Annotated in this window: 22 protein-coding genes; 18 read left to right on the top strand and 4 right to left on the bottom strand. The window is 67.5% G+C overall.

The genetic code is table 11. The features are described from left to right. Positions 1 to 29 precede the first annotated feature (29 nt). Both can and ABL843_RS27745 read right to left on the bottom strand, forming a co-directional pair. Complete coding sequence (gene can, locus ABL843_RS27750) at positions 30 to 761, bottom strand: carbonate dehydratase (RefSeq protein WP_369660687.1); 732 nt, start codon at positions 759 to 761, stop codon at positions 30 to 32. Positions 762 to 788: 27 nt separating this feature from the next. Next, positions 789 to 1223, bottom strand: coding sequence for a MerR family transcriptional regulator (locus ABL843_RS27745; RefSeq protein ID WP_126023764.1), 435 nt, complete (start codon positions 1221 to 1223; stop codon positions 789 to 791). Between the two features lie 120 nt (positions 1224 to 1343). Here ABL843_RS27745 and ABL843_RS27740 point away from each other — a divergent pair, with 120 nt between their 5' ends. The 7 genes from ABL843_RS27740 to ABL843_RS27710 all read left to right on the top strand — a co-directional run bounded on the left by ABL843_RS27740 (position 1344) and on the right by ABL843_RS27710 (position 7857). Beyond that, positions 1344 to 2405 carry an MBL fold metallo-hydrolase gene (locus ABL843_RS27740; RefSeq protein ID WP_418118058.1) on the top strand — a complete coding sequence of 354 codons (1062 nt, stop codon included), beginning with the start codon at positions 1344 to 1346 and terminating at the stop codon, positions 2403 to 2405. Between the two features lie 9 nt (positions 2406 to 2414). Further along, entirely contained in the window at positions 2415 to 3725 is a 1311-nt protein-coding gene (locus ABL843_RS27735; RefSeq protein ID WP_418118057.1) for a leucine-rich repeat-containing protein kinase family protein, read from the top strand. Then, complete coding sequence (locus ABL843_RS27730; RefSeq protein ID WP_418118056.1) at positions 3722 to 4642, top strand: pseudouridine synthase; 921 nt, start codon at positions 3722 to 3724, stop codon at positions 4640 to 4642. Before ABL843_RS27735 ends, ABL843_RS27730 begins: the two co-directional genes overlap by 4 nt. A gap of 72 nt (positions 4643 to 4714) precedes the next feature. Then, on the top strand, positions 4715 to 5485 hold the full coding sequence (locus tag ABL843_RS27725) for an SDR family oxidoreductase (RefSeq protein ID WP_418118055.1): 771 nt from the start codon (positions 4715 to 4717) through the stop codon (positions 5483 to 5485). Between the two features lie 746 nt (positions 5486 to 6231). Continuing rightward, on the top strand, positions 6232 to 6924 hold the full coding sequence (locus ABL843_RS27720) for an HAD family hydrolase (RefSeq protein ID WP_184640913.1): 693 nt from the start codon (positions 6232 to 6234) through the stop codon (positions 6922 to 6924). Between the two features lie 86 nt (positions 6925 to 7010). Continuing rightward, entirely contained in the window at positions 7011 to 7337 is a 327-nt protein-coding gene (locus ABL843_RS27715) for a thioredoxin family protein (RefSeq protein WP_369660691.1), read from the top strand. 46 nt (positions 7338 to 7383) lie between these two features. Beyond that, the gene (locus ABL843_RS27710) at positions 7384 to 7857 is read left to right on the top strand and encodes a hypothetical protein (protein WP_418118054.1); all 474 of its coding nucleotides are present in this window, start codon (positions 7384 to 7386) and stop codon (positions 7855 to 7857) included. A 21-nt stretch (positions 7858 to 7878) separates the two neighbouring features. Here the strand turns inward: ABL843_RS27710 and ABL843_RS27705 are convergent, their stop codons facing one another. After that, positions 7879 to 8907 (bottom strand): AraC family transcriptional regulator, encoded by a 1029-nt coding sequence (locus tag ABL843_RS27705; RefSeq protein ID WP_418118053.1) that lies wholly within the window; start codon positions 8905 to 8907, stop codon positions 7879 to 7881. Between the two features lie 141 nt (positions 8908 to 9048). Here ABL843_RS27705 and ABL843_RS27700 point away from each other — a divergent pair, with 141 nt between their 5' ends. From ABL843_RS27700 to yfcF, 8 genes are all read left to right on the top strand, one after another. Beyond that, the gene (locus tag ABL843_RS27700; RefSeq protein WP_418118051.1) at positions 9049 to 10221 is read left to right on the top strand and encodes an isovaleryl-CoA dehydrogenase; all 1173 of its coding nucleotides are present in this window, start codon (positions 9049 to 9051) and stop codon (positions 10219 to 10221) included. A 145-nt stretch (positions 10222 to 10366) separates the two neighbouring features. Further along, positions 10367 to 12049, top strand: coding sequence for an AMP-binding protein (locus tag ABL843_RS27695; RefSeq protein ID WP_418118050.1), 1683 nt, complete (start codon positions 10367 to 10369; stop codon positions 12047 to 12049). 138 nt (positions 12050 to 12187) lie between these two features. Next, positions 12188 to 13810 (top strand): carboxyl transferase domain-containing protein, encoded by a 1623-nt coding sequence (locus ABL843_RS27690; RefSeq protein ID WP_418118049.1) that lies wholly within the window; start codon positions 12188 to 12190, stop codon positions 13808 to 13810. Positions 13811 to 13820: 10 nt separating this feature from the next. After that, entirely contained in the window at positions 13821 to 14621 is an 801-nt protein-coding gene (locus ABL843_RS27685) for an enoyl-CoA hydratase/isomerase family protein (protein ID WP_418118048.1), read from the top strand. Positions 14622 to 14646: 25 nt separating this feature from the next. Next, positions 14647 to 15321, top strand: a complete 675-nt coding sequence (locus ABL843_RS27680; RefSeq protein ID WP_418118047.1) for a DUF4126 domain-containing protein — start codon at positions 14647 to 14649, stop codon at positions 15319 to 15321. Continuing rightward, entirely contained in the window at positions 15314 to 17326 is a 2013-nt protein-coding gene (locus tag ABL843_RS27675; protein WP_418118045.1) for an acetyl-CoA carboxylase biotin carboxylase subunit, read from the top strand. The genes ABL843_RS27680 and ABL843_RS27675 overlap by 8 nt, the downstream gene beginning before the upstream one ends. A gap of 73 nt (positions 17327 to 17399) precedes the next feature. Continuing rightward, positions 17400 to 18338, top strand: coding sequence for a DUF4349 domain-containing protein (locus tag ABL843_RS27670; RefSeq protein WP_369660699.1), 939 nt, complete (start codon positions 17400 to 17402; stop codon positions 18336 to 18338). A 97-nt stretch (positions 18339 to 18435) separates the two neighbouring features. Then, positions 18436 to 19065 carry a glutathione transferase gene (gene yfcF, locus ABL843_RS27665; RefSeq protein WP_126023747.1) on the top strand — a complete coding sequence of 210 codons (630 nt, stop codon included), beginning with the start codon at positions 18436 to 18438 and terminating at the stop codon, positions 19063 to 19065. A 22-nt stretch (positions 19066 to 19087) separates the two neighbouring features. On the opposite strand, the gene ABL843_RS27660 is transcribed toward yfcF, so the two are convergent. After that, the gene (locus ABL843_RS27660) at positions 19088 to 19402 is read right to left on the bottom strand and encodes an EthD family reductase (protein WP_418118043.1); all 315 of its coding nucleotides are present in this window, start codon (positions 19400 to 19402) and stop codon (positions 19088 to 19090) included. A gap of 95 nt (positions 19403 to 19497) precedes the next feature. On the opposite strand from ABL843_RS27660, the gene ABL843_RS27655 reads away from it, so the two are divergent. The 3 genes from ABL843_RS27655 (at position 19498) to ABL843_RS27645 (ending at position 21659) form a co-directional block, all read left to right on the top strand. Continuing rightward, complete coding sequence (locus ABL843_RS27655; protein WP_126023745.1) at positions 19498 to 20418, top strand: 2-hydroxyacid dehydrogenase; 921 nt, start codon at positions 19498 to 19500, stop codon at positions 20416 to 20418. Between the two features lie 96 nt (positions 20419 to 20514). After that, positions 20515 to 21264, top strand: a complete 750-nt coding sequence (locus ABL843_RS27650; protein WP_126023744.1) for an IclR family transcriptional regulator — start codon at positions 20515 to 20517, stop codon at positions 21262 to 21264. Continuing rightward, on the top strand, positions 21261 to 21659 hold the full coding sequence (locus tag ABL843_RS27645; protein ID WP_418118041.1) for a cupin domain-containing protein: 399 nt from the start codon (positions 21261 to 21263) through the stop codon (positions 21657 to 21659). The genes ABL843_RS27650 and ABL843_RS27645 overlap by 4 nt, the downstream gene beginning before the upstream one ends. Positions 21660 to 21668 lie beyond the last annotated feature (9 nt).

Raw genomic sequence — 21668 nt, 5'->3', positions numbered from 1 at the left:
GCGGATGAAAGGCTGCGAGCTGCCAGGTATCAGGCCGGCTCGGAGCCGCTGTTCGCGGCCTGGGCCCCGATCGAACGCACCACCTCGCCCGGCTTGCTCCACTTGTGGCGGATGCGCTGCACGGTGGCCTTGTAGGCGGCGTCCAGCGGCTGGGTGCCGTCCACGCTCAGGCCCAGGTCCTGCAGCAGGCCGTCGTGCACGCCGAAGGTCCAGCCGTGTATCTTGACCTTCTGGCCGCGGGCCCAGGCATCGACCATCACGGTGCTGACGGCCACGTTGACCACCTGCTCGGCCACGTTGAGTTCGCACAGCGCATCGACGCGGGCTTCCTCGTCGGGCAGGCTCTCCAGCATCACGTGGTGGCGGTCGCGCACGTCCTGGATGTGGCGGATCCAGTTGTCGGCCAGGCCGATGCGCGCGCCGCTCAAGGCGGCCTTCACGCCAGCGCAGCCGTAGTGGCCGACCACCATGATGTGCTCGACCTTCAGGTGCTCCACCGCGAACTGGATCGCCGAGAGCGCGTTGAGGTCCGAGTGCACCACGATGTTGGCCACGTTGCGGTGCACGAACACTTCACCCGGTTCCAGGCCGGTGATCTGGTTGGCGGGCACGCGGCTGTCGGAACAGCCGATCCACATGTAGCGCGGCGTCTGCTGCTTCACCAGGCCGGTGAAGAAGCCGGGCCGGTCGCGTTCCATCTGCGCGGACCAGGCGCGGTTGTGGGCGAAGAGGTCGTCGAGGTTGTCGGATTTTTCGGACATAGTCGGCTATTGTCGGTGAGAGGTGTATCAGGCCTTGGCTTCGGCCGGTTTCTGGGCCTTGCCGGCCTTCTGTGCCTTGGTTTTCTGCGCCTTGGCGAGTGTTGCCCGCCCCTTCTTCTCGTGCTCCTTCACTTCGGCGAGATTGGCCTGCAGTTCGGCCAGCTGCGCTTCGAGCTGGGCCCGGTGGGCACCCAGCACGCCGAGGAATCTTTCCAGCTGGGGGACGGTGTCGCGCGGGCTGTCGTACATGTCGAGGATGTCCTTGGCCTCCGTGAGGCTCAGGCCCAGGCGCTTGGCGCGCAGGGTGAGCGTGAGCCGGGCCCGGTCGCGCGAGCTGTAGATGCGCTGCAGGCCGGCGCGCTCGGGCGAGAGCAGGCCCATGTCCTCGTAGAAGCGGATGGCCCGCGTGGTGAGGTCGAACTCCTTCGCGAGCTGGCTGATGGTGAAGGTCTGCGCGGGCATGACGACGGTGGCGGAAAAGGGCCTTGTTCGGGGGACGTTACGGGCGCGACAGCAGGTTTTCGCCGCGATCCCTACAATGGTGCCCTTGACTCATGACGTTTACGTAAACGTCAATCTTACATGAACCTCCTCGAACGCGAACTCCACTACCCCCTCGGCGACACGCTCCCCGAGCCCGGCCAGACCCTGGAAGTGGCGCCCGGCGTGCGCTGGATCCGCATGCGGCTGCCCTTCGCGCTCGACCACATCAACCTCTGGCTGCTTCGCGACAGCATCGACGGCGTCGAGGGCTGGACGGTGGTCGACTGCTGCATCGCCCGCGACGAGGCGCGCGCGCAATGGGAGCAGGTGTTCGAGACGCAGCTGCAGGGCATGCCAATCCTGCGCGTCATCGTCACCCACATGCACCCCGACCATATCGGCCTGGCCGACTGGCTGTGCAAGCGCTGGAACGCACCGCTGTGGATCAGTTCCACCGACTACCACGTGGCCCGCGTGCTCAGCACCGCCGGCGACACCCTGGCGGGCGGCGAACAGGCGGCGCGCTTCTTCGCCTCGCACGGGCTGACAGATCCCGAGTCGGTCGCCAAGATACGCGCGCGTACCAACTACTACGCGAACATGGTGCCCTCGGTGCCCGACAGCTTCGTGCGCATGCTCGACGGCGACATCGTCGACATCGGCGGCCACGCCTGGCGCTGCATCAGCGGCTATGGCCACGCGCCCGAGCACATTTCGCTGTACTGCGACGAGCTCAAGCTGCTGCTGGGCGGCGACATGATGCTGCCGCGCATCTCCACCAACGTGAGCGTGCACGCGGGCGAGCCCGAGGCGAACTCGCTGCGACTCTTTCTCGACAGCATCGAGAAATTCAAGTCGCTGCCTGCCGACACGCTGGGGCTGCCTTCGCACGGCAAGCCGTTCCGGGGCATCCATCGCCGCGTCGAGCAGCTGCAGGAGCACCATCGCGACCGCCTGGCCGAGCTGCTCGAAGCCTGCATGGCGCGCGCGCTCACGGCCGCCGAGGGCCTGCCGATCCTGTTCAGGCGCGAACTCGACCTGCACCAGATGACCTTCGCGATGGGCGAGACCGTGGCGCACCTGCACCTGCTGTGGTTCTCGGGCCAGGTGAAGCGCGAACTGGGCCAGGACGGCATCTACCGCTTCGGCCCCAAGGCTTAGACTCGCCCGATGGACACGCTGGCTCAGCTGCGCGCGGGCCGGCTGGCAGGCGCAACACGAATCGATCTCTCGTGCGGACTCACCGAGTTTCCGCGCGAGGTCTTCGACCTTGCCGATTCGCTGGAGGTGCTGAACCTGTCGGGCAACGCGCTCGAGACGCTGCCCGACGACCTGCACCGCCTTCGCAGGCTGCGCGTGCTGTTCTGCTCCGACAACCGCTTCACCACGCTGCCTGAATCCATCGGCCGCTGTAACGGCCTCGACATCGTCGGCTTCAAGGCCAACCGCATCCGCACCGTACCGGCCAATGCGCTGCCGCCTTCGCTGCGATGGCTGATCCTCACCGACAACGAAATCGAAGAGCTTCCCGATTCGCTTGGCGCATGCACGCGGATGCAGAAGCTGATGCTCGCAGGCAACCGCCTGCGCACGCTGCCTGATTCGATGGCGAGGTTCGAGCAGCTCGAACTGCTGCGCATCTCCGCCAACCGCTTCGAGACGCTGCCGGGGTGGCTGCCATCGCTGCCGCGCCTGTCGTGGCTCGCCTGCGCCGGCAATCCGTTCGACACCCAGGCCGAGGATGCGGCCATCGTGGCGCAGTCGGTGCCGCATGTCGACTGGAGCGAACTCACGCTGGGCGAAAAGCTTGGCGAGGGCGCATCGGGCGTGATCCATCGGGCAACCCTGGGTGCTGACTCACGGCCGGTGGCAGTCAAGCTCTTCAAGGGCGCGGTCACCAGCGACGGTTGGCCGCACAGCGAGATGGCCGCCAGCATCGCGGCCGGCGCACACCCCACGCTGATCGCCGCGCAGAGCCGCATCGACGGACACCCTGAAGGCACGGAGGGGCTCGTGATGGCGCTGGTCGATCCCGCGTTCGCTACGCTCGCCGGGCCGCCGAGCCTTGCGTCGTGCACACGCGACGTCTACGCCGAAGAGGCGAAGTGGACTGCCGGCGAGGCGATGCGCATCGCACGCGACATCGCCTCGGCCATGCAGCATCTGCATGCGCGCGGGATTCTTCACGGCGACCTCTACGCCCACAACATCCTGTGGCATGCGCGAGGCGGCGGCCGCCTGGGCGACTTCGGCGCCGCATGGCTCACCGGCGCGCTCGATGCGAGGCAGACACAGGCGTTCCAGGCGCTGGAGGTGCGCGCCTTCGGCTGCCTGCTGGAAGAGCTTCTGGACCGCTGCATCGACGTGCCTGCGCCGGAGGCCGCAAGGCTGAAGGGCCGCTGCCTGCACCCCGACGCAGCAGCGCGCCCGACCTTCGCCGAAGCCCTGTCGATACTGCAGCAGCACGCCCTCCAGCCATGACCCGTCGCCGCCCTGCGCAGATGCCGCTGCCCACGCGCGACGGCGTGGGCCCGAGCTGCATCGGCCTGCCTTACGGCGCCTGGCCGACCATCGCGGAGTTCCTGATCGAGCGCTTTCCCGTCATCACGCCCCAGGCCTGGATGGAGCGCATCGAGGCGGGAGACGTCGTCGACGAGCACGGCGTGCCCGTGACCGCCGCGCGCCGCTACCAGTCGCCGCTGCGCGTGTACTACTACCGCACGCTCGACGGCGAGGTGAGCATTCCTTTCGAGGAGGAGGTCGTCTTCCAGGACGACCAGCTGCTGGTCGTCGACAAGCCTCCCTTCGTGCCCGTGACGCCCAAGGGCAAGTACCTGAAGGAAAGCCTGCTGGTGCGCCTCAAGCGCAAGCTGGGGCTCGACGACCTCGTGCCGCTGCACCGCATCGACCGAAGCACCTCGGGGCTGGTGCTGTTCTCGGTGAAGCCCGCGACGCGAGGCGTCTACCAGTCCCTGTTTCCGGAGCGCCGCATCACCAAGCACTACGAGGCCGTGGTGCCGTGGCGGGAGGGCGTGTCGTCGGTGCCGGAGGTCTACCGCAGCCGCCTTGTGGACGACGACCATTTCATGCGCGTACGCGAGGAGCCCGGCGAGCCCAACTCCGAGACCCGCATCGAAGTGCTGAACGTGCAGGACGGCCTTGCGCTGCTGCGGCTGTCGCCCATTACCGGCCGCAAGCACCAGCTGCGCGTGCACTGCCTGGCGCTGGGCATGCCGATCGTGAACGATCCGATCTATCCCGTGCTGCTGCCCGAGGGCGCCGACGACTTCGCCCGGCCCATGCAGTTGCTCGCGCGTTCGCTCTCCTTCGTCGACCCGGTGACGGGGGCGCAACGCAGCTTCGGCAGCCGCCGCAGCCTGCTGCTGACACCGAGGTGACGCGCGCGCGGAGCGGCGCGCAATAAGCTCGGTTTCCTGAATCCGATCACTCTTTCAGGAGACATCCGCACCATGGACACCACCCAACTCTTCTCGCTGAAGGGCCGCACCGCGCTCATCACCGGCGGCTCGCGCGGCATCGGCCGCATGATCGCCGAGGGCTTCCTCGCGCAGGGCGCGCGCGTCTACATCTCGGCGCGCAAGGCCGCGGCCTGCGACCAGACGGCGAAGGAGCTGTCGGCTTTCGGGCATTGCGTTTCCTTGCCGGCCGACGTGTCGACGGTCGAGGGGGCGCAGGCGCTGGTCGATGCCTATGCGAAGCATGAAGGCTCGCTGGACATCCTCGTGAACAACGCCGGTGCCGCCTGGGGTGCGCCGTACGAGGAGTTTCCGGAAAGCGGATGGGACAAGGTGGTGGACCTGAACCTGAAGACGCCGTTCTTCCTGACCAAGGCGTTGACGCCGATGCTCAAGAAAGCCGCCACCGACCATCTGGCGAAGGTGATCAACATTGCGTCGATCGACGGGATCTCGGTCAATCCGCAGGAGACGTACTCCTATGCGGCGAGCAAGGCGGGGCTGATTCAGCTTACCCGGCGAATGGCGCTGCGGCTGGCGCAGGATCGCATCGTGGTCAGTGCGATTGCGCCTGGGGCCTTTGCTTCGGATATGAACAAGGTGGCTCGGGATCATGGGGATGAGATCAAGGGGCGGATTCCTGCGGGGCGGATCGGGGTGCCGGAAGACATGGCTGGGGCTGCCATCTACCTGGCCTCTCGGGCTGGGGACTATGTGATAGGGTCTACGTTGGTGGTTGACGGGGGTGTTACGCACGCTCGTTGAGTTTTTGGCTGGGTGTTTGTTTCCCGGGGCCGGGACTCGCCCCGGCGGGCGACCTACTTTCTTTTGCTTCGCCAAAAGAAAGTAGGCAAAGAAAAGGCGACCCCACTGTCTGCGACCCCTTCGCTGCGCTACGGGGCAACCTGCGGTGCTCGCGTTTCGTGGGGTCTCGCAGAACTCGCTTCGCTCAAACAGCTGCGAGCCCTGATCCGCGAAACGCTGCGCTCCTCGGCGCAGCCAGAGGGGAGGGGAGATGCCCGGGCCATCGCGTTGCTCGGCCCCCAAGGCACGGCAAGCGCTTCGCGCCTGCCGTGCCTTGGAATGAGGCGGTGAGGTTGTTGGACCTGCGTGTGCTACTGGCGCCTTCGGGAATCGGTTCTCACCTTGAATCCCTGGCCGAGCGAAGCGAAGGCCAGTCCAGGCTGTTCCCAAAGCCGAGCGAAGCGATGGCGCGGATCGCTCCCTTCTGGCTGCGCCGAGGAGCGCAGACGTAGGAGGGATAAGGGCCGCAGCTGTCTGGGCGCAACGCAGTGGAGCGAGTTCTGCGGACCCCCTCCTACGTCGAGCACCGCAGGTTGCCCGTAGCGAAGCGAAGGGACGCAGACAGTAGGGTCGCCTTTCTTTTGCCTACGTTTCTTTGGCGAAGCAAAGAAAAGTAGGTCGGCAGCCGGGCCGAGACCCGGCCCCGGAAAGCAAACCCCAAAAGCCGATTGCTACCATCAACGGCACCCCAAAGGCCCAAAAACACAATGTCCCCTTTCCCCTTCTCAGCAGTCCTATTCGATTGCGACGGCGTCCTGGTCGACTCCGAACCCATCACCAACCGCGTCCTCGCCGGCATGCTCGGCGAACTGGGCTGGCAGCTCAGCACAGAGGAAGCGATGAACACCTTCACTGGCAAGGCGGTGAAGGACGAAGCCGCGCTGATCGAATCGAAGACCGGCTTCCGGATCACCGACGAATGGTTGGCGAACTTCCGCGCTCGCCGCAACGAGGCACTGGAACGCGATCTTGTCGCCATTCCGCGTGCTCCTGAAGCCATCCGCGAAATCCACGCCATGCTCGACGGCCGCATCGCCTGCGCCTCCGGCGCCGACCGCCACAAGGTCGAACTGCAACTCGCCAAGGTCGGCCTGCTCGACTTTTTCCAGGGCCGCATCTTCAGCGGCCACGAGATGCCGCGCTCCAAGCCGCATCCCGATGTGTACCTCGCGGCGGCCAAGGCGCTGGGCGTGGACCCCAGGCGCTGCGCCATCGTGGAAGACACCGTCACCGGCGCGATGGCCGGCGTGGCGGCGGGCGCGACGGTGTTCGGCTACAGCACGGGCGAGTCGGGCCACAGCGGCCCGGGCCCATTGTTGAGCGTGGGCGCGGTGAGGGTGTTCAGCGACATGGCCGAATTGCCCGCGCTGCTTTCGGGCTACGGGCTGCAGGCGGCCTGAGTTTCTGTTGGAATGCGGGAGGAAGCCCGGGCACCCCCCGAGCCAACCCCGAGCCGAAGGCAGGCAGGAAGGAAACAAGCACATCCATGACCTCCGAATACAAAACCGAGCAGCCCGAGCGCAGCGAGATCGACGCGCTCACCGGCCCCGCCGTGGTCGAGTTCGGCACCAACTGGTGCGGCATCTGCAAGGCCGCGCAGCCGAACATCACCGAAGCATTCACCCAGTTCCCGAACGTGCGCCGCATCAAGGTGGAAGACGGCAGCGGCCGCCCGCTGGGCCGCTCGTTCAACGTGCGGCTGTGGCCCACGCTGGTGTTCATGCGCGACGGCAAGGAAGTCGCGAAGCTGGTGCGTCCGGAGGACAGCAAGTCCATCGCCGATGCGCTGGCGCTGATCGATCGGCCGGCCTGACCGCTCCCGGCATGGTGCCTGCCCATCGGTGCAGCGCCGCGAACCCATGAACTCCGAACTGCATCAGCTCGCGAAGACGGCCGATCTCGGCTCGGAAGCGCGGCGGTTGCTGCGGCTGCGTTTCGGCTTCGCGTGCGTGCAGCGTGTGCGGCACCTGCTGGAGTCGCCGGAGGCCCTGGAAGGGCTGGACACGCTGGGCGCATTCCTCGAAGGCAAGATCAGCTCCGCCGCCCTGGCATTGGCCGAACAGCGGATGGCCGTGGTGGCAGGGAGCCATCCGGGCTCCCGCTCCATCGACGGAACGGCCCATGCAGCAGTCTCGGCGACCTATGCGGTGTTCCAGGCGGTTGCCGGCCGCGCACTGCTGGCCGCGGAGTACGCGGCCTACGCAACCGTCTATGCATACGGCGCCTACGCGATCACCGATCCCGAGGCTTTCGCCGAGGAGTTCGCCTGGCAGGTCTCGGCGTTCGAGGCACTGCTGCGCGAAGAGCATCCACTGCCGGCGCGGGCCGGCTGACCCCGCATCCGAACGCAGCGCCTATTTGTCCCGCTGCCTGAAGTCGCGCGGCGCCTGCCCAGTCCATTGCTGGAAGGCGCGCGAAAAGCTCTTCTCGTTGCGAAAGCCCACGGCCAGCGCGACCTGCTTGATGGGGCGGCTGGTCCGGCGCAATTGATCCACGGCCATCTCGTGGCGCACCTCGTTCTTCAGCGCCTGCAGCGAGGTGCCTTCCTCGTGCAACTGCCGGTGCAGCGTGCGGCCCGACACGTTGAGCAGCGCGGCCAGCGCCTCGGCGGTGGTGGCCTCGTTGGTGCGCGAGCGCAGCAGTTCACGCACGCGCTGGCCCAGCAGGCGATCGCGGCGGTATTGCAGGATGGTGAGCGGCAGCGCGCGCTTGAGCATGGCACGCAGCGCGCGTTCGTCGCGCTGCAGCGGCAGGGCGAGGTAACGCTCGTCGAAGGCGATGCTGGCCTGCGGCGCGCCGAAGCGCACGTCGGGCGCGAACATCAGCGGGTAGGCGTCGCTGTGCGGCGGCGCGGCGAACGGAAAGGCCGCATGGCGCAGCGAGATGCGCGAATCGATGGCCCAGCACATGTAGCCATGCACGAAGCGCAGGATGGTCACCAGGCAGAACTCGCGAAAGGCGTCCTCGAGCGGGCGGTTCTCGGCGATGCGCAATGTGGCCACGCCGCCGGCCACGTCGAGCGACAGGCCGATGTCGTCGGTCAGCAGCCGGTGGTGGCGGCACCAGCGCTTGAGGGCCACGCCCAGGTTGGGCGAGCTCAGCGAGGCGCGGCACAGCATGCCGTAGCTGCCCCAGGGCAGGCGGCGGGTGAACCAGCCCAGGGTTTCGTCGTCGAGTTCCTGCATGGCGTGGCTCGACAGTGCCTCGAACTGCGCCGCCGTCACCCGCGCGCCCGGCCGGGCCAGTTCGCGCGGCGTGATCTGTGCCACCCTCAGTGCCTCCGCTGGGTCCTTGCCGTAGCGCTCGTAGGCCTGCACGATGGCTCTCACGAAGGCCATCGGCGTGACGGCGCGGGTGGGGCGGAGGAACGACGGGGGGGACATGGCTTGGGCGGCGGGTCGTGGCGCAATTTGCAACCATTGTGGCGCCAATTGAGGCGCAGCGAAGCGTAAGCTGCGGACTTTCAAGCAAGCGCCATTCCGCGCGGGTAGCTCTGCGCGCCGACCTCAGAGGAGACAAGACCCATGCACGATCCCGGCCTGAACTTCGACCTGGGCGAGACCATCGACTCGCTGCGCAGCGCGATCCAGGACTTCGCCGCGAACGAGATCGCCCCCCGCGCCGCCGACATCGACCGCGAGAACCTGTTCCCGCACGACCTCTGGAAGAAGCTCGGCGACCTCGGCCTGCACGGCATGACGGTGAAGGAGGAGTACGGCGGCACCGAGCTGGGCTACCTGGCCCACATCGTGGCCATGGAAGAGGTGTCGCGTGCCTCGGCCTCGGTGGGCCTGTCGTACGGCGCGCACTCCAACCTGTGCGTGAACCAGATCCACCGCAACGGCAGCGACGCACAGAAGAAGAAATACCTGCCCAAGCTGGTGAGCGGCGAGCACGTGGGTGCGCTGGCCATGAGCGAGCCCAACGCCGGCTCCGACGTGGTGAGCATGAAGCTCAAGGCCGAGAAGAAGAACGGCTACTACGTGCTCGACGGCGGCAAGATGTGGATCACCAACGGCGGCGATGCCGACACGCTGGTGATCTACGGCAAGACCGAGCCCGAGATGGGCGCGCGCGGCATGACGGCCTTCATCGTCGAGAAGGGCTTCAAGGGCTTCTCGGCAGGCACCAAGCTCGACAAGCTCGGCATGCGCGGCTCCAACACCTATCCGCTGTTCTTCGACAACTGCGAGGTGCCGGAAGAGAACGTGCTCGGCGGCGAAGGCATGGGCGCCAAGGTGCTGATGAGCGGCCTGGACTACGAGCGCGCCGTGCTCTCCGGCGGCCCGCTGGGCATCATGGCGGCATGCATGGACGCGGTGCTGCCCTTCATCCACGAGCGCAAGCAGTTCGGCCAGAGCATCGGCGAGTTCCAGCTGATGCAGGGCAAGATCGCCGACATGTACTCCACCTGGCAGGCCACGCGCGCCTACGTGTACGCCGTGGGCAAGGCCTGCGACCGCAACGACCATGCGCGCACCTTCCGCAAGGACGCGGCCGGCGCCATCCTCTATTCGGCCGAGAAGGCGACGTGGATGGCCGGCGAGGCGATCCAGGCGCTGGGCGGCGTGGGCTACACCAAGGAGTTTCCGGTCGAGCGGCTGTGGCGCGACGCGAAGCTGTACGAGATCGGCGCGGGTACGAGCGAGATCCGGCGGATGCTGATCGGGCGCGAGCTTTTCGCTGAGACGGCCTGAGCTGTTTTTCTCCCTCCCCCTCTGGGGGAAGGCAGGGGTGGGGGCATGCGGCGTTCGATGAAGCACTGCGCTGAACAAGCGCCGCCTGCCCCCATCCCGACCTTCCCCCAGAGGGGGAAGGAGCAAGACAAACGGAGACAAGGAAATGAATATGACCGCTGCACTGACCGAGAGCTACGGCAAGGGCGCCACCGACGTCCCCCTCATCGAGCAACCCATCGGCGACTTCTTCGACGACATGGTCGCGAAGCAGCCCGACCAAGAAGCACTCGTCAGCCGCCACGAAGGCCTGCGCTTCACCTACCGTGAACTGCAGACCCAGTCCAACAAGCTCGCCAGCGCGCTGCTGAAACTGGGCCTCGTGCCCGGCGACCGCGTCGGCATCTGGTCGCACAACAACGTGCCGTGGGTGCTGATGCAGATCGCCACCGCCAAGGCCGGCCTGATCCTCGTCAACATCAACCCGGCCTACCGCACATCGGAGCTCGAATACGCGCTCAACAAGGTCGGCTGCAAGGCGCTGGTGACGATGTCGCAGTTCAAGACCAGCGACTACCTCGGCATGCTGCGCGAGCTGGGCCCGGCGAAGCTGCCTCAGCTGGCCCACACCTTCTGGATCGACGCGAAGCCGGGCGAGGGCGCCGAGCAGCCCGGCATGAAGCGCTTCTCGCAGCTGCTCGCCAGCGGCGACGCCGACGACCCGCGCGTCGCGCAGGTGCAGAAGACACTGAAGGCCACCGACCCGATCAACATCCAGTTCACCAGCGGCACCACCGGCTTTCCCAAGGGCGCGACGCTCACGCACCGCAACATCCTGAACAACGGCTTCTTCATCGGCGAGTGCATGAAGCTCTCGCCGGCCGACAGGCTGTGCATTCCGGTGCCGCTGTATCACTGCTTCGGCATGGTGCTGGGCAACCTGGCCTGCCTCACGCACGGTTCGGCCATCGTGTACCCGAACGACGGCTTCGATCCGCTCACCGTGCTGGAGACGGTGCAGGCCGAGAAATGCACCGGGCTGCACGGCGTGCCCACGATGTTCATCGCCGAACTCGACCATCCGCGCTTCAAGGAGTTCGATCTGTCGACGCTGCGCACCGGCATCATGGCCGGCTCGCCGTGCCCCATCGAGGTGATGAAGCGCGTGGTCAGCGAGATGCATCTGAGCGAGATCACCATCGCCTACGGCATGACCGAGACCAGCCCCGTCAGCTGCCAGAGCAGCACCGACACGCCGCTGGACCGCCGCGTGTCGACCGTGGGCACGGTGCAGCCGCACCTCGAAGTGAAGATCGTCGACCCCGAGACCGGCGTCGTGATGCCCCCGGGCAAGTCGGGCGAGCTGTGCACGCGCGGCTACTCGGTGATGCACGGCTACTGGGACGACGAGGCCAAGACCCGCGAGGCCATCGACGCCGAGCACTGGATGCACACCGGCGACCTCGCCACCATGGACGCCGAGGGCTACGTCAACATCGTCGGGCGCATCAAGGACATGGTGATCCGCGGCGGCGAGAACATCTACCCGCGCGAGATCGAGGAGTTCCTCTACCGCCATCCGAAGGTGCAGGACGTGCAGGTGGTCGGCCTGCCCGATCGCAAGTATGGCGAGGAACTGTGCGCCTGGATCATCGTCAAGCCCGGCCAGAGCGCCAGCGAGGAAGACATCCGCGAGTTCTGCAAGGGCCAGATCGCGCACTACAAGGTGCCCAGGTACATCCGCTTCGTCGCCGAGTTCCCGATGACCGTGACCGGCAAGATCCAGAAATTCAAGATTCGCGACGAGATGAAGGCGCAGCTGGGGCTCGATGAGGCTCGCACTGCATGAAAACGGGCTCCGTACGCAGAGGACGCGAAGGTTTCGCGAAAGACGCAAAAGGACAGCCAATATCTTTTGATGGTTTCTTTCGCGCCCTTTGCGAAACCTTCGCGTCCTCTGCGTCCTGCCCCCGAACCTGATTCCAACATGACCCAACTCGAAACCAAACTCAATGCCCGCTCGGCCGACTTCCAGGCCAACGCCGCAGCCATGCGCGCACTGGTCGACGACCTGCGCGCCCAGTTCGCGAAAGTGGAGCAGGGCGGCGGCGAGGCCGCGCGGGCCAAGCACACGGCGCGCGGCAAGCTGCTGCCGCGCGACCGCGTGGCCGAGCTGCTCGACCCGGGCACGCCCTTCCTGGAGATCGCGCCGCTGGCCGCGCATGCGATGTACCTCGACGGCAAGGGCGTGGAGTCGGCGCCGGGCGCCGGCATCATCGCGGGCATCGGCCGCGTCAACGGCGTGGACTGCATGGTCGTGTGCAACGACGCCACGGTGAAGGGCGGCACCTACTACCCGATGACGGTCAAGAAGCACCTGCGCGCGCAGGAGATCGCCGAGCAGAACCGCCTGCCGTGCATCTACCTGGTCGACTCGGGCGGCGCCAACCTGCCGAACCAGGACGAGGTGTTCCCCGACCGCGAGCACTTCGGCCGCATCTTCTACAACCAGGCCAACATGAGCGCCCAGGGCATCCCGCAGATCGCGGTGGTGATGGGCTCTTGCACGGCAGGCGGCGCCTACGTGCCCGCGATGAGCGACGAATCGATCATCGTGAAGAACCAGGGCACCATCTTCCTGGGCGGCCCGCCGCTGGTGAAGGCGGCCACCGGCGAGGTGGTGACGGCGGAAGACCTGGGCGGCGGCGACGTGCACACGCGTCTGTCGGGCGTGGCCGACCACCTCGCGCAGAACGACCTGCATGCGCTGGCGCTCGCGCGTTCGGCCGTTGCCAACCTCAACGCGAAGGCCGCCGAGGCCCCGGCACGCGACGCGGTGCGCGAGCCTGCGTATCCGCGCGAAGAGCTCTACGGCGTGATCCCCACCGACACGCGCAAGCCCTTCGACGTGCGCGAGATCATCGCGCGCATCGTCGACGGCAGCGAGTTCCACGAGTTCAAGGCGCGCTTCGGCGCCACCCTGGTGTGCGGCTTCGCCGAGATCGAGGGCATGCCCGTGGGCATCGTGGCCAACAACGGCATCCTGTTCTCCGAGTCGGCGCAGAAGGGCGCTCACTTCATCGAGCTGTGCTGCCAGCGCAAGACTCCGCTGGTGTTCCTGCAGAACATCACCGGCTTCATGGTGGGCCGCAAGTACGAGAACGAGGGCATCGCGCGCCACGGCGCCAAGATGGTGACGGCCGTGGCCACCGCCAACGTGCCCAAGTTCACCATCATCATCGGCGGCAGCTTCGGCGCCGGCAACTACGGCATGTGTGGCCGCGCATACAGCCCGCGCTTCCTCTGGATGTGGCCCAACGCGCGCATCAGCGTGATGGGCGGCGAGCAGGCCGCGAGCGTGCTCGCCACCGTGAAGCGCGACGGCATCGAGGCCAAGGGCGGCAGCTGGAGCAAGGAAGAGGAAGAAGCCTTCAAGGCGCCGATCCGCCAGCAGTACGAAGACCAGGGCCACCCCTACTACGCCACTGCGCGCCTGTGGGACGACGGCATCATCGATCCGGCCGACACGCGCCGCGTGCTGGCGCTGGGCCTGGCCGCCGCGCGCAACGCGCCGGTGCCGGAGCCGAAGTTCGGCATCTTCCGGATGTGAGGAGCCTGGCATGAGCGAATACATCAAGCTCCAGCTGAGCCTCGACGGCGCCATCGCCCGCATCTGGCTCGACCAGCCCGACGCACGCAATGCCTTCGACGACGTCGTCATCGCCGAACTCACGCGAGCCTTCGCCGAAGCCGGCGCCGCGCCGCAGGTCAAGGCCATCGTGCTCGGCGCGAACGGGCCGGCCTTCTGCGCGGGCGCGAACCTCAACTGGATGCGCCGCATGGCCGACTACACGCGCGACGAGAACATCGCCGACGCGGGCAAGCTGGCCGAGATGCTGCGCACCATCGCCGAGTGCCCCAAGCCCACCATTGCGCGCGTGCAGGGCGACGTGTATGCGGGCGGCATGGGGCTGGTGGCGGCCTGCGACATGGCCGTGAGCGTCGATACCGCCTGGTACTGCCTGAGCGAAGTGAAGATCGGCCTCGTGCCCGCGACCATCAGCCCCTACGTGCTGCGCGCGATGGGCACGCGCGCCTCGCAGCGCTACTTCCTCACGGCAGAGCGCTTCACCGCGGCCGAGGCGCATCGCATCGGCTTCGTGCACGAGGTGGTGGCCGCCGACGCGCTCGACGCGAAGGTCGACGAACTGCTGAAGGCGCTGACCGGTGCGAGCCCGGCGGCAGTGCGCGCCTGCAAGAAGCTGATCGCCGACGTGGCGGGCCGTGAGATCGACGACGCGCTGATCGCGCAGACGGTCGAAGGCATCGCGGACATCCGCGCCAGCGATGAAGGCCGCGAGGGCGTGCAGGCCTTCCTGCAGAAGCGCAAGCCCTCGTGGCTCGAAGCGAGCAAGTCCTGAAGACCCATTCTCCGGAGGTCGCGCCATGAACACCAGCCTCGACATGCCGCAGCTGCTCGCGCTGGCCGCCGCCATCGGCTGGGCCAGCGGCGTGCGGCTCTACCTGGTCGTGCTGCTGACGGGCCTGGCCGGCTATTTCGGCTGGGTGCCGTTGCCCGGCGGGCTGCAGATGCTGGCGCATCCGGTAGTAATCGCAGCCAGCGGCTTCATGGTGTTCATCGAATTCTTCGCCGACAAGATTCCGGGCCTCGATTCGCTGTGGGACGTGGTGCACACGGCCATCCGCATCCCGGCGGGCGCGGCGCTCGCGGCCAGCGTGTTCGGCGTGGACCACGGCGTGATGGCCATCGTGGCGGCGCTGTTGGGCGGCAGCTTCGCGGCCACGGCGCATGCGGCCAAGGCCACGACGCGCGCGGCCATCAACACCTCGCCCGAGCCGTTCTCGAACGTCGGCGCCTCGCTGGCGGAAGACACCATGGTGCCCGCGGGGCTGTGGCTCGCGGTGGCGCATCCCTTCGTATTTCTCGTGCTGTTCGTGCTGGTGCTGGTGGCGAGCGTGTGGCTCATCCGCAAGAGCTGGCGTTTCCTCAAGGCGCTGTTCGCCCGCATGGCCCGCATCTTCAGCGGCCGGCCCGATCCGGGCGTGGTGCCCGCGTTTCAACTGAAAAAGAATCCTCCGGGAGACACTCCGAATGTTTAAGAAGATCCTTATCGCCAATCGCGGTGAAATCGCTTGCCGCGTAGCTGCTACCGCCCGCCGCATGGCCATCCGCACCGTCGCCGTGTATTCCGACGCCGACGCGCATGCCAACCACGTGCGTGCCTGCGACGAGTCGGTGCACCTCGGCGGCAGTGCGCCGAAAGACAGCTACCTGCGCTGGGAAAAGATCCTCGAGGCCGCCAAGGCCACGGGCGCCGAGGCGGTTCACCCCGGCTACGGCTTCCTCAGCGAGAACGAGGAATTCGCGCAGGCCTGCGCCGACGCGGGCCTGGCCTTCATCGGCCCGCCGCCCTCGGCCATCAAGGCGATGGGCCTGAAGGCCGAGTCGAAGCAGTTGATGGAGAAGGCCGGCGTGCCGCTGGTGCCCGGCTACCACGGCCACGACCAGAACCCGCAGCTGCTGCAGCGCGAGGCCGACCGCATCGGCTACCCGGTGCTCATCAAGGCCAGCGCGGGCGGCGGCGGCAAGGGCATGCGCGCGGTCGACAAGGCGGAGGACTTCGCCGCCGCGCTCGCCTCATGCCAGCGGGAGGCCATCAACAGCTTCGGCGACGACGCTGTGCTGATCGAGAAGTACGTGCAGCGCCCGAGGCACATCGAGATCCAGGTGTTCGGCGACACGCACGGCAACTACGTCTATCTGTTCGAGCGCGACTGCTCGGTGCAGCGGCGCCACCAGAAGGTGCTCGAAGAAGCGCCCGCGCCTGGCATGACGGAGGCGATGCGCAAGCAGATGGGCGAGGCCGCAGTGGCTGCTGCGCGTGCCGTGAACTACGTGGGCGCAGGCACTGTGGAGTTCATCGTCGAGCAGCGAGAGGGCGGCGAGATGAACTTCTTCTTCATGGAGATGAACACGCGGCTGCAAGTGGAGCATCCGGTGACCGAGGCCATCACGGGTCAGGATCTCGTCGAATGGCAGCTGCGCGTGGCTTCGGGCGAGGCGCTGCCCGCCAAGCAGTCGGAGCTGCAGATCCACGGCCATGCCATCGAGGCGCGCATCTGCGCCGAGAACCCCGACAACAACTTCCTGCCCGCCACCGGCACGCTGCGCGTCTACCGCAAGCCTGCTGCCACGGCCTTCCAGCGCAGCCGCGTGCGCATCGACGACGGCGTGCGCGAGGGCGGCGAGATCTCGCCCTTCTACGACTCGATGATTGCCAAGCTGATCGTGCACGGCAGCACGCGCGAAGAGGCGCTGGCGCGGCTCGACGCCGCGCTGGCGCAGGTGCAGATCGTGGGCGTGGCGACCAACGTGCAGTTCCTGCGCGGCATCCTGGCGACCGAATCGTTCTCGAAGGCCAACCTCGACACCGCGCTGATCGAGCGCGAGCGCGCGGTGCTGTTCGACCGCGAACCGCTGGGGCTGCCGCTGGCGGCAGCCGCCGCGATCACGCGCACGCTGATCGGCGAATGGCCCGGGAAGATGCCCGATCCCTTTGCGCGGCGCGACGGCTGGCGCTCGCTGGGCGAGTACCGGCGCCACTTCGACTTCGAGTTCCGCGGAGCGGAGCAGACCGCGCTGCTGACCTACAAGCGCGACGGCGGCCTGTGGCTCGAAGCCGGTGGCGTTGCGGGCCCGCTGGTCATCGGCCGGTTCCCGACCGGCGAGTTCGAGGTGGAGTTCGCGGGCAGCCGGCAGACGCTCGACGTGCACCTCGACGGCGCCGTGGCCCATGTCTTCGCCTCGAAGGGCGCGACGAAGATCACCGCCATCGACCGGCTGGCCCATGCGGGCGACACGCAGGCCGAAGGCGGCCGGCTTACCGCGCCGATGCCGGGCAAGGTGGTGTCCTTCGCGGTCAAGGCCGGCGACAAGGTCAGCCGCGGCCAGCCGCTGGCGGTGATGGAGGCGATGAAGATGGAGCACACCATCGCCGCGCCGGCCGACGGCACGGTGGAAGAGCTGATGTTCGCGCCGGGCGAGCAGGTGGCCGAAGGCGACGAGCTGCTGCGCATGAGCGCCGCAGCCGCTACGGCAGCCTGAAAAAAAAGTTAACCCCGTTGCGGGCGCCCGCCCGTATGAGCTGCGGTAGTCAACATTCAAGGGAACTCCTTCCATGACCTATCGCATGCCCAGTTTCTCCGTCCGCCGCCATGCGGGCATCGCCCTGCTGGCCCTGGCAGCAGCCCTTTCACTGGCCGGCTGCGGCCGCAACGGCGAGGAGAAGCGGGCGGCAGCCGTGTTCTCCGAGCCGGCCCCGCCGCCCGCGCCCATGCAGGCCGCGAGCGGGTACGCAGGCGGCGCGGACATGCGGATGCGGTCGGCCGAGGCGGCCACCGACGAGTCCCGGAACAGCCAGGACACCCCCCTGCAGCGCTTCCTGGCCGTGCGCCAGGAGCTGAACGTCGAGGTGCCGGCCGACCAGCTCGCCGATGCCTGGGGCAAGGTGCGCGACCTCTGCGGCACGCTGAAGTGCGAGTTGCTGTCGTCGTCGCTGCTGCGCGAGACGCCGCAGCAGCCCGGCAACGCCATGCTGGAGATGCGCGTGGAGCCTGCCGACGTCGAGAAGCTGCTCGGCGGCCTGGCGGGCGTGGCCAGCGTGGTCTCGCACACCACCACCAGCGAGGACAAGACCGCCGAGGTCATCGACGTCGAGGCCCGCATCAGGAACCGCACCGAATTCCGCGACAGCCTGCGCGCGATGCTGCGCGACACCGTCACCAAGCGCACCATGACCGACCTGCTGGCCATCCAGCGCACGCTGTCGGACACGCAGGCCGAGCTCGACGCCATCGCCACGCAGCGCAAGGTGCTGGCGCAGCAGACCAGCAAGCAGCACATCCAGATCCAGTTCACGGCCAGGCGCGCGCTGGTGAGCGGCGGTGACGGCTACAGCCCGATGCGCAATGCGCTGCGCAACGCGGGCTCGGTGCTGTCGGAAAGCGTGGGCTCGCTCATCACCTTCATCGCGGCCGTGCTGCCGTGGCTGCTGCTGGTGGTGCTGCCGCTGGGCTGGCTGGCGCGGGTGCTGTGGCGCCGCCGCCGCGCCAGCTAAGACGCGCCAGCTAAGAATCAGTCAGTAAGATCGCGCACCTACCGCTTCAAGGCCTTTTGTTTTAAAGGCCCCCATTCGCGCAGGAGCCTTCTTCCCGATGCCGGACCCGCTACGCCTCCATGTGGACGCCCAGTTCGCCAGCCCCTATGCCATGTCCGTGTACGTGGCGTTGAACGAAAAGCAACTGGACTTCCACATCTCCCCGGTCGACCTGGGTGCGCTGGAGCACCGGGCGGCCGGCTTCTCCCGTTTGTCCTTGACCCAGCGCGTGCCGACGCTGGTGCATGGAGATTTCGCGCTTTCCGAATCGTCCGCCATCACCGAGTACATCGACGAGACCTTCGCCGGGACGGCGCTGTATCCCTCCGAACCCCGTGCCCGCGCCCGTGCGCGCCAGCTGCAGGCCTGGCTTCGCAGCGACCTCATGCCGGTGCGGCAGGAACGCTCCACGGAGGTGATCTTCTACGCTCCGGCGGGCGCGCCACTGTCGGCGGCCGCGCACCGCGCGGCGCAGACGCTCTTCCAGGTCGCGCAGGCGCTGCTGCCGGAAGGCGCGGAAAACTTGTTCGGCGACTGGTCGATCGCCGACGTCGACCTGGCGCTGATGCTCAATCGCCTGGTGATGAACGGCGACGCCGTGCCGCAGCGGCTGGCGTCCTATGCCGACAGGCAGTGGCAGCGGCCGTCGGTGCAGCGCTGGGTGGCGCTGGAGCGGCCGCCGCGCTGAGGCCGCGTCAGGGCTCTTTCGGTCAGCCCACCACCACTTCGCTGATCTGCGTCAGCGGCACGATGTCGGTGTAGTTCTTCACGTCGTCCCTGACCTCCTTCTGGTGCGGGCCGAAGGCCTTCAGGAAGGATTCGACCGATTCGGCGAACACGTGGCACATGGCGACGTAGGTGGGCGCGGAGCCCGGCGCGCCGCCGGACAGGCCCTTGTCGATGGTGTACGAGAGGCATGCATCGCCCATGCGGGCCTTGATCATGGGCATGTGCTTTTCGCGGTAGTAGTCGTGATCGAACCGTGCGCCGGGGGTGTGGGGGTACATCACGCTGAACTTGATCATTCCAAGAGTCTCCTGAGGTGGGCGTTCGAGGATAGGAGATGGCCAGTGCCCGCACAAGCCGATGGCGACGCGGGCGCGACCTAAGATGCGTGCCCATGCGAATCACCGTCTACCTCACCGACAACCGCCCAGACCCCTGGATCGAAGGCCTGAAGGCCGAACTCCCCGATGCCGTCATCGAAGCCTGGAAGCCCGGCGCGCCGCAGGCCGACCATGCCGTGGTGTGGGCGCCGCCGCAGGAGTTCCTCGACGAGCAGCCGAAGTTGCGCGGCATCTTCAACATCGGCGCGGGCGTCGATGCGCTGCTCAAGCTGAAGGTGCCGGCGCACACGCGCATCGTGCGGCTCGACGACGCGGGCATGTCGGTGCAGATGGCGGAGTACGTGTGCCACACGCTCATTCGCCATTTCCGCGAATTCGACGCCTACGAGGCCGACGCGCGCGAGGGCAAGTGGAGCTACCGCAAGCCGAGGATGCGGCGCGACTTTCCGGTGGGCATCATGGGCCTGGGCGTGCTCGGCGAGCGCGTGGCGAAGGCCGTGGCGCAGTTCGAGTTCCCGGTGCTGGGGTGGAGCCGCTCGCCGAAGGAGATCGAGGGCGTGCGCGTCTTCAGCGGCGAGGCGCAGTTCGACGAGTTCCTCTCGTCCACGCGCGTGCTGGTCAACCTGCTGCCGCTGACCGATGCGACGCGCGGCATCCTCAACCGCGACACGCTGGGCAAGCTGAAGCCCGAGGGCTATCTCATCAGCATCGCGCGCGGCGGCCACCTGGTGGAAGACGACCTGATTCCGATGCTCGACGCCGGCCGGCTCGCGGGCGCGACGCTGGACGTATTCCAGGTCGAGCCGCTGCCCGCCGACCACGCCTTCTGGCGCCATCCGAAGATCACCGTGACGCCGCACGGCTCGGCGCGCACGCTGCGCGAAGAGTCCATCGCGCAGATCGCCGGGAAGATCCGCGCGATGGAGCAGGGGCTGCCGATCGCCGGCGTGGTCGATCCGGTGCGCGGCTACTGACGACGGGGGCGCGTCCCCTCTCCGGGCCCGCCGGAGTGCATCGCGGGCAGGGGAAACCCTGAAACACTGATTTTTCACAAGTATGAAAATATTTTCATGACTGTGAAAACCGCGTTTCGGGTGATCGAGATCGTCGAACTCTTCGCCCGCGAGAAGCAGCCGCTGGCCCTTTCGGAGATGGCGCGCCTGCTCGACATGCCGGTGTCGAGCTGCCTGGGCCTGATCCGCACGCTCGAGGAGCAGGGCTACATGTACGAGACCGGCCGCCGCCAGGGCTACTACCCGACCGGCCGGCTGTTGGCGATGGCGCAGGTCATCGCCGCCCACGACCCGGTGCTCGACCGGGTGAAGGCCACGCTGGAGGAGCTGCGCGACGCGGCGCGCGAGACGGTGGTGTTCGGCAAGTTCCGCGACGCGGGGCAGGTGGTGTACCTGGAAGTGCTGAGCGCGCCGCAGAGCATCCGCTACACGGCCGAGTCGGGCGAGACGCGCCCGGCGTACGCCAATTCCATCGGCCGCGCGCTGCTTTCAACGCTGGACCCGGACGAGCGCCGCCGGCTGCTCGAAGGCGCGACCCTCGCGCCGCTGACCGACGCCACCCTTACCACCGCCGACGCCATCGAGGCCGAACTGCAGCGCTCCGCCACGCGCGGCTGGTACGGCAATCTCGGCGAGAGCATTCCCGACCTGATCGGCCTGGCCTGGCCGCTGCGCATCGGCGGCGAGGCCTACGCCATCTCTGTCGCAGGTCCGCGCTACCGCATGGAGGCGCGCATCGAGGAGATCGCCGCGATGCTGCGCTCGGCCTGCCTCGCCATCGAACCCAAGAACGAAAGCCCCCGATGACAGCAACGACAGCAGCAGCCCCCCGCTATTTCGTCCGCGAGGCCGAGATCGCCGGCTACCACCCCGCCAACCACACCGGCACGCTGAACAAGCGGCTGATCGGCCCCGAGACCGTGGGCGCGAAGCAGCTCGAAGTGCTGGTGGGCCACATCCAGAAGGGCAAGGGCGCGCTGCCGCATGCGCACCCGGGCATCGAGCAGGTCTGCTACATGCTCGAAGGCCGCGCGGTCGCCGAGGTGGGCGGCCAGCGACAGGAGCTGCACCCGGGCGACAGCTGCTTCTTTCCCGCCGACGCGATGCACACCTTCACCGTGGTGAGCGACGAGCCGGTGCGCGTGCTGGTGATCTACAGCCCGCCCTACGAGGAATCGCCGGAGCGCGTGATCCGGCCCTGAAGCGACAGC

Source organism: Variovorax sp. 350MFTsu5.1 (assembly GCF_048302515.1).
In the GTDB taxonomy this organism is placed as follows: domain Bacteria; phylum Pseudomonadota; class Gammaproteobacteria; order Burkholderiales; family Burkholderiaceae_C; genus Variovorax; species Variovorax guangxiensis.
This window is presented reverse-complemented; position numbering and strand designations above follow the sequence as displayed.